The following is a 12,963-nucleotide window of genomic DNA, read 5'->3' as shown; positions in this document are numbered from 1 at the left end:
GCGTTTAAATTTAACCCCGCCGCGGCTACATCATTTCGCCGCTTTTGTGCTCATATTCGGTGTAGGTTACCGGAATATCCTTCTTGCCTTTGCCCGGCGTATACACTCCCTCTCCGCGTTTGAAAAGAAGCTCGATGCCTTCGTCGTTCGTAAGCATTATGCCGCTTGCGGAAGCCGCGCGTTTGAGATTATGCTTTTTGCCTTTTTCGTCGGTTAACACGCCCGTTGCGAACATATCGTTCGAGCTAAGGCTGATGCGCTTATCTCCGGTCTCTCCGAGTAGAAATACGATCGTGTGCGCTACAGACTCTTGCTTTTGCTGCGGAGCCGTATTGGCCTTAGGTTGGTTGCATCCGCTTAAAATCGCGATTGCCGCTAATGACGAGAATACAATTCTTCTCATTTTTTCTCCTTTAAAAAAAGTTCGCGAATTATATAGCCAAAAAGTAAATCCTAGATTTCGCGACTTTTTATTTAATCAAAGATTAACCCAAATTTAGTAAAATTCCAGCTGAAAACATCCCAAATAAGGAGAACCTTATGGCAGTAAAAATCGCAATCAACGGCTTTGGAAGGATCGGTAGGTGCGCGGCTAGAATTGCGCTAAGCAGGGACGATGTAGAGCTTGTGGCGATCAACGATACCGCTAAACGCGAGCTTACGAGATACCTGCTTCAATACGATACCGTTCACGGCGAGTTTCGTAAAAAAGTAGAAATTCTAAGCGACGAATGCATAGCCGTAGACGGCAAAAAGATCCGCGTCTATTCCACCAGAGAGCCTGCGGAACTTGATTTTGCAGGTGATGGTGCAGAAGCTGTGCTTGAATGTACTGGTGCGTTTTTAACGAGCGAAAAATGTAAGCCGTTCATAGATAACGGTATCGGCGTAGTCGTAATGAGCGCGCCTGCCAAGGATGATACGCCCACTTTCGTAATCGGCGTTAATGAGGGCACTTATGCAGGACAGCGCGTCATCTCAAACGCTAGCTGCACCACTAACGGCCTGGCTCCGATTGCAAAAATTTTAGACGATGAGCTTGGTATCGAAAAGGGTCTGATGACGACGATTCACGCCTATACACATGGACAGAGTCTAGTCGATGTAAAAGCCAAGGATTTTCGCCGTTCACGCGCCGCGGCTCTTAATATCGCTCCGACCACGACGGGCGCGGCAAAAGCGATTAGTAAGGTACTTCCACAGCTAAGCGGTAAGATGCACGGACAATCTGTACGCGTGCCGGTGGCTAACGTATCGATGGTTGATCTAACGGTGCTAACGCGCAAGCAGACGAGTGCTGAGGAGCTAAATGAAATTTTCCGCCGCTATGCCTCTAAAGAGATGAAAGGAATTTTGCTCGTAGACGACGATAGTCGCGTCAGCAGCGATTTTTGTACTTCAGAATACTCCAGCATCGTAGCTAGCGACTGCACGCAGGTAATTGACGGCAATCTGATAAAAGTGATGAGCTGGTATGACAACGAGTGGGGATATAGCGAGCGCCTCATCGATTTAGCCCTATATGCGGCAAAAAGAAGGAAATAAGATGGGCGAAATTCTTTCGATTAAAGATTTGAAATTTAAAGAGGGCGCGCGCGTTTTTATCAGGTGCGATTTTAACGTGCCGATGGATGAGTTTTGCAATATTACGGACGATCGCCGCATCCGTTCGTCTATCCCTACTATTAAATATTGCTTAGACGAGGGCTGCGCGGTAATTTTAGCCAGTCATTTAGGGCGCCCAAAAAACGGATACGAAGAAAGACTTAGCCTAAAGCCTGTGGTAAAGAGGCTATCTAGGCTTTTAGAGCGCGAGATAAAATTTGTCTCCGATGTCGCGGGCGAGGAGGCAGAAGCTGCGGTAAATTCGCTTAAAAAGGGCGAAGTGCTTCTGCTGGATAATCTGCGCTTTGAAAAGGGTGAGAGCAAAAACGACGAAGCATTAGCTAAGAGGCTCGCAAGCTATGCGGAATTTTATATCAACGATGCTTTTGGCGTATGCCACCGCGCGCATGCTTCGGTAGAGGCGATTACGAAATTCTACGATGAGGCACACAAAGCGGCGGGATTTTTGCTGCTAAAAGAGATAAAATTTGCTAAAGACCTTATTAAAGATCCTGCGCGTCCTTTCGTAGCCGTAACGGGCGGCAGCAAAGTAAGCGGCAAGCTTCAGGCGCTTAAAAATTTACTTCCTAAAGTCGATAAGCTCATCATCGGAGGCGGCATGGCGTTTACGTTTTTAAAAGCCGTCGGATATGACATCGGCAAATCTTTGCTCGAAGAGGATCTAATCGAGGAAGCAAAAAATATTCTCCGCAATGCTCGCGAGCTTGGGGTTAAAATTTATATCCCCGTCGATGCCGTCGCAGCTCCGCAATGCTCGCAAGATGCCGTTACAAAAAAGGTTACCGTTCAAGAAATTCCAAGCGATTGGATGGGGCTAGATATCGGACCTGCAACCGTAGCGCTTTTTAAAGAAGCCCTAGACGATGCACAAACGATCTGGTGGAACGGACCGATGGGGGTTTTTGAGATCGATAAATTCGCTCGCGGCAGCCTGCATATATCGCACGCGATCGCAGATAGTGACGCCACGACCGTAGTGGGCGGCGGCGATACCGCAGATGTCGTCGAACGCGCGGGCAACGCCGATGATATGACTTTTATTTCTACCGGAGGCGGCGCGAGCTTAGAACTCATCGAAGGCAAGGAGCTGCCGGGCGTGCGAGTGCTTACTGCTAAAACGGAGCTGCGATGATATTAGCAGCGAATCTTAAATGCAACCATACTCGCGCTAGTTTTGAGCAGTACGCTAAAGCTTTAGATGAAGGCTTAGCGGGCGGAATTTCGCGCGAGAATGAAATTTTGGTTTTTCCTCCTGCTAGCGCATTTTGCGCGAGGGTGAAAAATTTTACTCAAGGCGCGCAAAATTTCTATCCTGCCGCGTACGGTAGCTTTACGGGCGAGATCGGCGGCGATATGCTGGCGGAATTTGACATCAAAACCGTTCTTATCGGACATAGTGAGCGGCGCGCTATTTTGGGTGAGAGCGCGGAGCTGATAAGAGAGAAATTCAGTTTTGCCGCAGCGCAGGGCTGGCGCATCGTTTTTTGCGTCGGCGAGGATGAGGCGGCATTTGCGCAAGATCGCAGCGAGGAGTTTGTAGCGACACAGCTTGAGGGTATCAATCTGAAATATCCGAGCTTAGTATTAGCCTACGAGCCCGTCTGGGCGATCGGCACGGGCAGAAGCGCGCAGTGTGAGCAGATCGAAAGAATGCTAAATTTCTTGCGCGCTAAAAGCCCCGCGCCGCTACTTTACGGCGGCAGTGTAAACGCCGCAAATATCGGCGGGATTGTGGGTATTGAAAACTGCGATGGGGTGTTAGTGGGGACGGCGAGCTGGGACGCCTCTAGCTTTTTGGAACTTATACGCGTTGTCTCGCATCGCTATACTTCGTTGCCTTAAAATTTTGCTCGGTCATTACGTAATAGAGTAACTCCCGTCGCAAAATTTTAAGTCGCCTAGTCTAGCTTCGCGATACTGCCGCTATCGAATTGCGTTTAAAATTTGGCGTTTCGCGAGATTTTGCGAATTTTAATTTGTAGAATTTTAAGTCAAATTGCGAAGGACTTTAAGATGGATTTGAATGTTGTTGCAGATTTTGCGACCAAGACTAGGCATGTAGCCTGTCGCAGGGAGCAAAATCAAAACTCATTCAAAGACGCTTAAAAGCCAAGCAAATTTTAAAGGAGAAATAATGATTTTAAAAGGTAAAAAGGGCCTCATCGTCGGCGTCGCTAACGCCAAATCCATCGCTTACGGCATCGCCGAAGCTTGCCACGAGCAAGGTGCGCAGATGGCGTTTACCTACCTAAACGACGCTCTGAAAAAACGCGTAGAGCCGATCGCTGAGGAGTTTGGGAGCAAATTCGTCTATGAGCTCGACGTAAACAATCCTGCTCACCTTGACGGTCTTGCGGATCGTATCAAAGCAGACCTTGGCGAGATAGATTTCGTCGTGCATGCCGTGGCCTATGCGCCAAAAGAAGCACTAGAGGGCGAGTTTGTAAACACCACAAAAGAAGCCTTTGACATCGCGATGGGCACGAGCGTGTATTCGCTACTAAGCCTCACGCGCGCGGTGCTACCGGTGCTAAAAGAGGGCGGCTCTGTTCTCACGCTAACCTACCTCGGAGGGCCGAAATTCGTGCCTCACTACAACGTTATGGGCGTTGCAAAAGCGGCTCTTGAAAGCTCCGTGCGCTATCTCGCTCACGATCTTGGCGCGCGCGGTATCCGCGTAAACGCTATCAGCGCTGGCCCGATCAAAACGCTTGCCGCAAGCGGAATCGGCGATTTTAGGATGATTTTACGCTACAACGAGATCAACGCGCCGCTCAAGCGCAACGTCACGACGCAAGACGTCGGCAAAAGCGCGATGTATCTGCTTAGCGACCTAGCTAGCGGCGTGACCGGCGAGGTGCACTACGTCGACTGCGGCTACAACGTCATGGGCATGGGCGACGTGGCTACCGACGCCGATGGTAAGACGATCCTTGCGTGGGATGCAGGCAAGGCCGAATAAACGGCGCAAAGGGCGATCGGGCCGATCCGACGGCTAGGTATAGCGGATGTCGTTTATAGCGGCGCGTTTTGCCTTGCGATGCGGTAAAAGCCGTAGCCGGGCGACGCGACTTGCGGACTTTGGCTCGGTACTGCGCGTCTGATAAATAAATTTGCAATGAAACTGCAAAACGCCGCCATAGACCCGCCGTTTTGCGAGGTGATGACGAGGCCGAGAAAGCCTCGCTTCTGTTGTGCCCTGGTTTTACCTTGATCCCTGCTACGGCTGCACGCTGGCGCATGAGAGCGAAATTTTCGCCCTTTTGCAGGAGCTGCTTCTGAGCGAGCGCTCGCAAGCCATCAGAGACGATATTTTGCAACTTCTGGGCGATTACTGCGGCGATTTTAGCGTGCTGCGAAGCAGGATTTCCGAAGCGCCTGACGAGCTTTTGCCGGGTATCAAGCGCTTGATCGAAAGATAAATTTAACGATCGGCACGCTTTTGCGCGCGGTAATTGCGTCGCGGCGAGCAGTAGCGAAATTTGCCGCGCCTCCGCATACGCTACTTTTGCTGCAAAAATACGGTAGCGTAAAATTTTAAGATTGAAAGCGGCGATGAGAACCTTGGATGAGCGAGGAGCTAGGTCTAGCGAACATACCTAAAAACGGCATGGAGATAGAGGATTATTTCAGTGCCGTTTTTGAAAAAAGCGGTAAAATCCGCTATAAAGGAGCTTAATGAAAAAGGATTATATCTGCGTATTCGACTGCGAGACGATCCCCGACGTAGCGGCGCTGGTGCGGGTGCTGGATGAGGATGCGATCGCGGGTTGCTTTGAGCCTTTCGATAAAAAAAGCTTCGCAAAGCTTCTTGACGCGCAGCTCTCGCAAAAGATCGGCGGCGAGAAGCAAAGTGCGTCTTTAAATTTTGCTGTAAATTCGGCGGGACAGAATTCTAAAATTGAAAATTCCGAGCAAAATTCTGCACTGCAAAGCTTTACGCAGCAAGACGCTGTGCTTCAAAGCTTTGCGAGTGAAAATTCCGCTGAAAACCCCGCGCAGGGAAATTTTACGAGCGAAAATTCCATATCGCAAAATACTGCGCCCAAAAATTCCGCGTCGCTAAATTTAACCTACGATGATACTGCGCCTCAAAGTTCCGCAGCACAGAGCTCCGCGACGGAAAATTCCGCGCTCCGAAGCCCTGCGCCTCAGAATTTTGCAGTGGAAAGCTCTACGCTACAAAGCTCCGTATCCCAAAGCTCAAAGAGCGAAAATCTCGCTTTAAATTCCGCGCAAGATCTCGCGTTAAACGCGCTAAATTTTAAAATTTACGGCGAGCAGCCGATCTTTAACGCGGATAAAAGCAAAATTTTAAACCACAAATTGCTCTCGCTTAGGGCGATGGAGATTTTCAAAGAAAAAACCGGCAGCGAATTCCTGCCCGTCTGCTTCCATCGCGTCGTTAGCATTAGCGCCGTGATGGCGGACGGATTCGGCAGATTTTTGCGCGTCTCGACGCTTGATGGCGAGAACGAGCGCGATAAAATCGCAAAATTCCTAGCCTTCATCGAGGATTTTAATCCGCGGCTCGTGAGCTTCAACGGGCGCGGGTTCGATCTGCCGATGATTATGGCGCGCGCGATGTGCTACGATCTAAGCGCCGCGGCGTATTTTGAGACGAACGATCGCGATAACAACAAGAGCAAATGGGAGAACTATCGCAGCCGCTACGATGGGCGGTTCCATCTGGACTTGCTCGATCACATCAGCGATTTTGGCGCCGTGCGCGGGCTCAAGCTCGATCATATCTGCGCTAGCGTGGGCCTTCCCGGCAAATACGACGTGCACGGTGATCAGGTTCTGCAGCTGTATTACGGCGGCGAGCAGGCTAAGATCGACGAGTACTGCAGATCCGACGTGCTCAACACCTACTGGCTGTTTTTGAAATACGAGCTTTTGCGCGGTAAGATCACCAAGGACGACTATCTGAATTACATCGCGGTGATGGGCGAATTTTTGCAAAAAGAGTGCGCGGGCATGAGCTATACGCCCGTTTTTTGCGACTTTATAGAAAGGGAGCTGGCGGCATATGCGAAGTGAAATTTTTAAAATTTTAAAAGGCGTGGTTTTGGGTGCGCTATTTTTGGTTTGCGGCGCGGTCGCGGACGAGGTTAAATTTAAACCGATGCTGCTTAAAGAGTACGTCCCCGGCATGAATATCACGGGCTGGGTGATCAGCGAAAAGCTAGACGGCGTGCGCGCGATCTGGGACGGCAAAAATCTGCGCTCCAGACGAGGTAAGATCATAAACGCTCCCGAGGGCTGGAGCGCGGGTTTTCCGCCGTTTTTCGTCGACGGCGAGCTATATACGGCGCGCGGGGAGTTTGAGCAGCTCGTCTCGATCGTCTCTTCTAGCGTGCCCGATGAGCGCTGGAGCAGGGTGAAATTTTACGCGTTTGATCTGCCGAAAGAGCAGAAAAACCTAAGCGCGAAGATGGAAATTTTAAGAAATTTTATCGCCTCAAGCGGCGCGCAAAATTTACTCATCGTGCAGCAAACTCCGGTAAGTACGCACGCCGACGTGCAGGCGTATTTTGATCGCGTCATCGCCGCTGGCGGCGAGGGGGTCGTGCTGCGCGATCCAAACGCGCTTTATGAAAGCGGCCGCAGCGATAAAATTTTAAAATACAAAAAGACGCACGATAGCGATTGCAAGGTCGTAAAAATCAACCCCGGCTACGGCAAAAACGAGGGCAAGATGGGATCTTTAAGCTGCGTGGATCTACGTAGCGGAGCGAAATTTAAAGTAGGCACTGGCTTTAGCGACGAGATGCGGGCAAATCCGCCTAAAGTAGGCACGATCATCACCTATCAATACCAAAACCTAACCCGCGAGAAAAAGCCGCGCTTCCCCGTATTTTTACGCGTGCGACCAGCGATTTAATCTAAGGGGCTATAATCGCGTATTTTGATAAATTTGATCCGAAGGAGGATGGATGAAAATTTTAATTACAGGCGGCGCGGGATACATCGGTAGCCACGTCGCAAAGGCGCTTTTAGAAGCGAACCGCCACGACGTCGTCATACTGGATAATCTTTGCAAGGGCTCGATGCGAGCGATCGAGGCGCTTCGCAAGATAGGCGAGTTTGAGTTCGTGCAAGAGAGCCTAGAAAATACCCCCGCAATCGAGAAGCTTTTTAAGCGCGAGAAGTTTGATGCGATCATTCACTTCGCGGCGTTTATTGAGGTTTTTGAAAGCACGCAAAATCCGCTAAAATACTATCTAAACAACACCGCCAATGCGATGAATTTAATCGCGCTTGCGAACAAATACGGCGTAAAAGACTTTATCTTTAGCTCCACTGCGGCGACCTACGGCGAGCCGGACATCCCGCAAGTAAGCGAGGAAACTCCGCAAAATCCGATCAATCCGTACGGCAGAAGCAAGCTGATGGTCGAGTGGGTGCTAAAAGACGCGGCGGCGGCAAATCCGAATTTTAAATATGGAATTTTGCGCTACTTCAACGTTGCGGGTGCGGCAAGCGACGGCACGATCGGGCAGAACTACCCGAACGCGACGCATCTAATTAAGGTGGCGACTCAAACGATCGTCGGCAAGCGCGATAAGATGAGCATTTTCGGCGATGATTACGATACCAAGGACGGCACCTGCATACGCGACTACATCCATGTAGAGGATCTCGCAAGCGCGCATCTGGCGGTACTTGATTATCTGCAAAGTAACGACAGCGCGGTCTTTAACGTAGGCTACGGCACGGGCTTTAGTGTAAAAGAGGTCGTTAATGAAGCTAAAAAAGTAAGCGGCGTGGATTTTAAAGTGCAGATCGCTCCGCGCAGAGCGGGCGATCCTGCCTGCCTCATCTCAAACGCGGATAAAATTCGCACCAAAACCTCTTGGCGGCCCGAGCACGAGAGCCTGGATGAGATCATCCTAAGCGCGCTTAATTGGGAAAAGAAGCTCTAGGTTCTAGCGTGAAAGTGCGATTTGAAATTTTAAAATTTTACTCCGCCGCGTTTAATAGCGGCGAGCAAAAGGAAGCCTTGTTTGCTTAAAATTCTAAACGCCCCCGAAGCCGCGCAGCGTAAGCTCGGCGTCGTGCTATCGTATGTGAATATCTTTGTTTCTACGATACTTACTTTGGTTTATACGCCGTTTTTCCTGCGGGCGCTGGGGCAGAGCGAGTTTGGGCTATATTCTTTATCAAGCAGCGTTATTGGCTATTTGGCGATTTTGGATTTAGGCTTTGGCAACGCTGTGACGGTCTATACCGCCAAATATGCCTCAAGTGGCGAAGTGGAGCGCACGCATAAACTGCACGGCACGATTTTTAGCGTGTATTTGGTAATGAGCGCGGTGATCGTGCTTGCAGGAGCTGCGCTGCTAGCCAATCTGCACGCGATTTTTGGCGCTAAGCTAAGCACTAGCGAGATGGGCGAAATTCGCATTATGCTAATGCTGCTAACTGCAAATTTAGCGATTAGCTTTCCTTTTAGCATCTATTCGTCGATCCTTACGGCGCATGAGAATTTCGTATTTATCAAGCTAATTGGGATCTTTCGCACGATCGCTCTGCCGCTAGCTGCGGTACCTGCGCTGCTTTTGGGCTATAAGGCTATCGCGATCGTAATCATCGCTACGGCGGTAAATTTAATCTGCGTCGCGGCAGATTTCATCTACTGCAAGCGCAAAGTCTCGCCCGTGATAAGCGTGCGAAATTTCGACGCCCCCACGCTTAAGCAAATTTTTGGCTACTCGTTTTTTATATTTTTAGGTATCGTAGTCGATCAAGTAAACTGGAATGTCGATAATTTTATCTTAGGTGCTGTAGCAGGCGCTACGGCGGTTTCCACGTATGCCGTAGCAAGCACGATAAATGCCACTTTCGTCACGCTTTCGCTCACCATTAGCGGCGTAATGCTTCCTAAAATCGCCAAAATGGTCTCTGCAAACTCCACCGATTCCGAGCTTAGCGCGGAATTTATCAAAATAGGCAGGCTGCAATTTTACGTGATATTTTTTATCGCGTCGCTTTTGGTGATTTTCGGGCGAGAGTTTATCGTGCTATGGGCTGGCGCAAATTATGAAATTTCATACGCAATCGCGCTTATTTTGGTGCTTCCAGTAAGCGTGCCGTTGATTCAAAATTTAGGCCTAGCCGTGCTTCAGGCAAAAAACAAAGTCAAATTTCGCTCAATCGCCGCGTTTTGCGTTACGCTCGTAAATATCGCTATTTCTATCCCGCTAGCTAAGGCTTACGGTGGCGTGGGCGCTGCGTGCGGCACGGCTTTTGCGATCACCTCGCTAAATATCTGCGTGATGAATATCTACTATGCTCGTGTAATCGGACTTGACATCGCTAGATTCTGGCGAAATATCGGCGCGATGGTAGTAAAATTTGCTCCTGCAATTGCAGTAAGCCTAGTGATAAATTACGCATTAGGCTTGCACGGAGTAAGCTTTTTGCTAATTTGTGGCGGGCTTTATTCGGCTATGTTTGTGCTAAGCGCGTATTTTTGGGCGATGAATGACTACGAGCGCGCGATTTTTGGTGGCATTACAGCTAAGATAAGGAGGCGGGCTTGAGCTTCAATGTAATTAGCGAAGTGGTTACGAAAAACCGCTGTATCGGCTGCGGCGTTTGCGCGAGCAGCTGCCCTTTTAGCGTGCTAAAAATGCGGCTTGGAGGCAATGGATTTTACGCGCCCGAGGAGGGCGAAGGGTGTCGCGACAAATGCGATATTTGTCTAAAAGTCTGCCCGTTTTACGAAAAAGACGCGCTTGAAAACGAGCTAAATTCTAAATCATACGCAGAGCTGGAAGGCTTTAGCCCAGATTTTGGCAGGTTTTTAGCCACTTACAAATTCTACAAAAAAGATGAAGCGCAGCGCCTAAGCAGTGCAAGCGGCGGTGCGGGAGATTATATTTTTCGCGAGCTTTTTGCGCGCGGGCTCATTGATTACGCGATTTGTGCCGTGCCCGCGGACGAAGGGGATTTTATAGACCAAAATCACAAGTGCGGTTTTTCTGCCTGCGAAAATTTAGCGATGGCGCAGAATTTGCAAAATTCCGCAACCAAAAATTCCGAGCAGAATTCCGCAATTCCGAATTTAACGCAGAATTTGGCGGACGATGATTCTATAAATTTCACGAGTGCGCAAAATTCCTTTTGCGAAAATTTTACGCAGAATTCCATGCAGAATTTTATAAATGAAAATTCCACGCAGAATTCTAAAGCTTCTTGTAAAAATTCCGTATCAACGCAGAATTTTGCCTGCGAGAATTCCAAAAATACGCGAAATTATGCGGGCGAAAATTCCGTGCCGCTATTTAAATTTAGCGTGATAAAAAATGCTGATGAGCTTACTCGCGCGCGCTCGTCCGCTTACTATCCGCTCACGCTTGAAGCAGTGCTAAAGGAGATGTCGCGCCGCGAGGGCAGATACGCGATCAGCGCGCTGCCGTGCTTTGCTAAGGCTTTAAGGCTTGCTGCGAGCAAAAATCCGCGCCTTAAATCCCGCATAAGCTTTATTGTCGGGCTAGTTTGCGGACAGGGCAAGGGTGTTGGTTTCACGCATAAGCTGGCAGATCTTGCGTTTAAAGAGCGTAAGCAGCTCGCGGCAGTTAATTACAGATATAAAATCGCGGGCAAAAGTGCGATGAGCTTTGGCTTTAAATTTCGTGCTACAGACGGCAGCGAGGCGATAGACGATCGCAGTAGCAGCGCCTTTGCATACTGGAGCTCGCGCGCTTTTACGCCTCTTGCGTGCAACGCCTGCACCGACGTTTTTGCCAAATGTGCCGACGTCGTGCTGATGGATGCGTGGCTGCAAAGCGAAATAAGCGAGTGGCGCGGCACGTCGCTCGTAATTACGCGCGCAGCTCAGATTGACGCGCTGTTTTCGCAGCCTACGAAGCAGGCACGCGAAGCGATTTTTTGCGAGCGGATATCCGCAGCAGAGGTGCAGCGCTCGCAGCAAAGCCAGGTGGAGTGCAAAAACGAAATTTTCTATGGCGCGAAAAACCCGCTTAAGCGTTACATCTTGCGCCAGAAGCTTCAGATCCAGCGATATAGCGCTACGCATTTTGATTGTGATGATTTCATCGCTGCTAGGCTTAAAAAAATTGCCGCCGCAAATAAAGTGCTAGCGCTTTTGGCGCTACCAAAGATCGCGGCATATAAAATTTATAGGAAGTTTGCATGAAGATCGGGATTTTTACCCTGCCGCTAGTAAATAATTACGGCGGAATTTTACAAGCTTACGCGCTAAGCCGCGTGCTAGTGGGGCTAGGGCATGAGTCGTGGCTCATAAACTTACGCCTGCAAAGAAGTAAACTATCGATTGCGTATATTAAATTTTTAGTGGCGCGCACGCTAAAAAAGGAGCTTTGCGGCGCGAAATTTAATCCCTCTTACGAGCGCGATACTAGCGAGTTTGTATCGGAAAATATCCCTTTAACCGCGCCTGTTTGCACGCCTGCGGATTTAAAAGCGCTGTGCGAGAAAGAGCGCTTTGAAGCGGTAATTTTAGGAAGCGATCAAGTTTTTCGCCCTAGCTATTTTGCGGATTTTGCAGATTGCTTTAGCCTTGGATTTTTGCCGCCTAACTGCACGCGGATCGCCTATGCTGCAAGCTTCGGCGGAGATAGGCTTTGTGGACTTAAAAACCCCGCGGATTTAAAAGCTCACGCTGCAAATTTGGCTAAATTTAAAGCTATTTCGGTGCGCGAGCGCGACGGCGTAAGGCTTGCGCGCGAATGCTTTGGCGTAGATGCGAGCTGGGTGCTAGATCCTACGCTTTTGGCTAACAAAGAGATTTACGATAAATTTTTAAGCCATGTGCCGCAGCGCAAGGGTTTTGCCTATATCCTAGATCCATCGCCTCGCTCAGAAGCGGCGATAGAGCTATTAAAGAAGCAAAGCGGCCTAGAGATAGATGAGGTAAACGACCGCGGTAACCGCATCGGCATAAAAGCATGGCTGAGCGCTATTGCGGGCGCGGAGTTTGTACTAACCGATTCATTTCACGGCTGCGTATTTTCCATAATCTTTAATAAGCCGTTTTTTGTGCTCGTTAACGCTAGTCGCGGTGCGTCGCGCTTTAGCTCGCTTTTGGACTCCTTTGGGCTTGAAGATAGGGCTTTGCAAGATCCCAAAGACGCGCGCTTTAACGCTACTATCGATTGGGATGGCGTAAATGAGGCGTTGCGCCGTAAAAGAGAGGACTCGATGAAATTTTTAAAAATAAGTTTAGGCTCATAAAATGAAAATAGCTATGGTAATTTCTGCTTTAGGCAAGGGCGGTGCCGAGCGCGTGCTAAGCGTGCTGGCAAATTTTTTCTGCCGCGAGAATGAAGTCTGCGTGATAAAATT

13 protein-coding genes are annotated in these 12,963 nt (G+C 49.4%); 11 read left to right on the top strand and 2 right to left on the bottom strand.

The window, feature by feature from the left end:
• Positions 1 to 25: 25 nt before the first annotated feature.
• Complete coding sequence (locus Q0274_RS00415; protein ID WP_298026556.1) at positions 26 to 403, bottom strand: hypothetical protein; 378 nt, start codon at positions 401 to 403, stop codon at positions 26 to 28.
• Between the two features lie 137 nt (positions 404 to 540).
• Between Q0274_RS00415 and gap the strand changes: the two genes are divergently transcribed.
• The 4 genes from gap to fabI all read left to right on the top strand — a co-directional run bounded on the left by gap (position 541) and on the right by fabI (position 4,588).
• Entirely contained in the window at positions 541 to 1,545 is a 1,005-nt protein-coding gene (gap, locus tag Q0274_RS00410) for a type I glyceraldehyde-3-phosphate dehydrogenase (protein ID WP_298026554.1), read from the top strand.
• Position 1,546: 1 nt separating this feature from the next.
• Positions 1,547 to 2,758: a phosphoglycerate kinase gene (pgk, locus tag Q0274_RS00405; protein ID WP_298026551.1), complete on the top strand. Its 1,212-nt coding sequence runs from the start codon at positions 1,547 to 1,549 to the stop codon at positions 2,756 to 2,758.
• Positions 2,755 to 3,468, top strand: coding sequence for a triose-phosphate isomerase (locus Q0274_RS00400; protein WP_298026548.1), 714 nt, complete (start codon positions 2,755 to 2,757; stop codon positions 3,466 to 3,468). Before pgk ends, Q0274_RS00400 begins: the two co-directional genes overlap by 4 nt.
• A gap of 292 nt (positions 3,469 to 3,760) precedes the next feature.
• Positions 3,761 to 4,588 carry an enoyl-ACP reductase FabI gene (fabI, locus tag Q0274_RS00395; protein WP_298026546.1) on the top strand — a complete coding sequence of 276 codons (828 nt, stop codon included), beginning with the start codon at positions 3,761 to 3,763 and terminating at the stop codon, positions 4,586 to 4,588.
• 53 nt (positions 4,589 to 4,641) lie between these two features.
• Here the strand turns inward: fabI and Q0274_RS00390 are convergent, their stop codons facing one another.
• A complete protein-coding gene (locus Q0274_RS00390; RefSeq protein WP_298026543.1) occupies positions 4,642 to 4,767 on the bottom strand; it encodes a hypothetical protein in 126 nt (41 codons plus the stop codon).
• Positions 4,768 to 4,820: 53 nt separating this feature from the next.
• Here Q0274_RS00390 and Q0274_RS00385 point away from each other — a divergent pair, with 53 nt between their 5' ends.
• The 7 genes from Q0274_RS00385 to Q0274_RS00355 all read left to right on the top strand — a co-directional run bounded on the left by Q0274_RS00385 (position 4,821) and on the right by Q0274_RS00355 (position 12,852).
• Positions 4,821 to 5,048 carry a hypothetical protein gene (locus Q0274_RS00385; protein WP_298026542.1) on the top strand — a complete coding sequence of 76 codons (228 nt, stop codon included), beginning with the start codon at positions 4,821 to 4,823 and terminating at the stop codon, positions 5,046 to 5,048.
• Between the two features lie 256 nt (positions 5,049 to 5,304).
• A complete protein-coding gene (locus tag Q0274_RS00380; RefSeq protein ID WP_298026540.1) occupies positions 5,305 to 6,669 on the top strand; it encodes a 3'-5' exonuclease in 1,365 nt (454 codons plus the stop codon).
• Positions 6,659 to 7,513 (top strand): DNA ligase, encoded by an 855-nt coding sequence (locus Q0274_RS00375; RefSeq protein WP_298026539.1) that lies wholly within the window; start codon positions 6,659 to 6,661, stop codon positions 7,511 to 7,513. Before Q0274_RS00380 ends, Q0274_RS00375 begins: the two co-directional genes overlap by 11 nt.
• Before the next feature lie 52 nt (positions 7,514 to 7,565).
• Entirely contained in the window at positions 7,566 to 8,555 is a 990-nt protein-coding gene (gene galE, locus Q0274_RS00370) for a UDP-glucose 4-epimerase GalE (protein ID WP_298026537.1), read from the top strand.
• 81 nt (positions 8,556 to 8,636) lie between these two features.
• The gene (locus tag Q0274_RS00365; RefSeq protein ID WP_298026535.1) at positions 8,637 to 10,175 is read left to right on the top strand and encodes an oligosaccharide flippase family protein; all 1,539 of its coding nucleotides are present in this window, start codon (positions 8,637 to 8,639) and stop codon (positions 10,173 to 10,175) included.
• Complete coding sequence (locus Q0274_RS00360; protein ID WP_298026533.1) at positions 10,172 to 11,794, top strand: Coenzyme F420 hydrogenase/dehydrogenase, beta subunit C-terminal domain; 1,623 nt, start codon at positions 10,172 to 10,174, stop codon at positions 11,792 to 11,794. Before Q0274_RS00365 ends, Q0274_RS00360 begins: the two co-directional genes overlap by 4 nt.
• Positions 11,791 to 12,852 (top strand): polysaccharide pyruvyl transferase family protein, encoded by a 1,062-nt coding sequence (locus Q0274_RS00355; protein ID WP_298026531.1) that lies wholly within the window; start codon positions 11,791 to 11,793, stop codon positions 12,850 to 12,852. The genes Q0274_RS00360 and Q0274_RS00355 overlap by 4 nt, the downstream gene beginning before the upstream one ends.
• Positions 12,853 to 12,963 lie beyond the last annotated feature (111 nt).

The sequence above is a fragment of the uncultured Campylobacter sp. genome (assembly GCF_937973075.1).
In the GTDB taxonomy this organism is placed as follows: Bacteria; Campylobacterota; Campylobacteria; order Campylobacterales; family Campylobacteraceae; genus Campylobacter_B.
The sequence above is the reverse complement of the archived record's forward strand: the minus strand, read 5'-3'. Positions and strand labels throughout refer to the sequence as shown.

Excerpts from the sequence above, each read along its gene's own strand:
- Q0274_RS00415 (WP_298026556.1), bottom strand. The coding sequence starts at position 403 with ATGAGAAGAATTGTATTCTCGTCATTAGCGGCAATCGCGATTTTAAGC.
- gap (WP_298026554.1), top strand. The coding sequence starts at position 541 with ATGGCAGTAAAAATCGCAATCAACGGCTTTGGAAGGATCGGTAGGTGC.
- pgk (WP_298026551.1), top strand. The coding sequence starts at position 1,547 with ATGGGCGAAATTCTTTCGATTAAAGATTTGAAATTTAAAGAGGGCGCG.
- Q0274_RS00400 (WP_298026548.1), top strand. The coding sequence starts at position 2,755 with ATGATATTAGCAGCGAATCTTAAATGCAACCATACTCGCGCTAGTTTT.
- fabI (WP_298026546.1), top strand. The coding sequence starts at position 3,761 with ATGATTTTAAAAGGTAAAAAGGGCCTCATCGTCGGCGTCGCTAACGCC.
- Q0274_RS00390 (WP_298026543.1), bottom strand. The coding sequence starts at position 4,767 with ATGGCGGCGTTTTGCAGTTTCATTGCAAATTTATTTATCAGACGCGCA.
- Q0274_RS00380 (WP_298026540.1), top strand. The coding sequence starts at position 5,305 with ATGAAAAAGGATTATATCTGCGTATTCGACTGCGAGACGATCCCCGAC.
- Q0274_RS00375 (WP_298026539.1), top strand. The coding sequence starts at position 6,659 with ATGCGAAGTGAAATTTTTAAAATTTTAAAAGGCGTGGTTTTGGGTGCG.
- galE (WP_298026537.1), top strand. The coding sequence starts at position 7,566 with ATGAAAATTTTAATTACAGGCGGCGCGGGATACATCGGTAGCCACGTC.
- Q0274_RS00355 (WP_298026531.1), top strand. The coding sequence starts at position 11,791 with ATGAAGATCGGGATTTTTACCCTGCCGCTAGTAAATAATTACGGCGGA.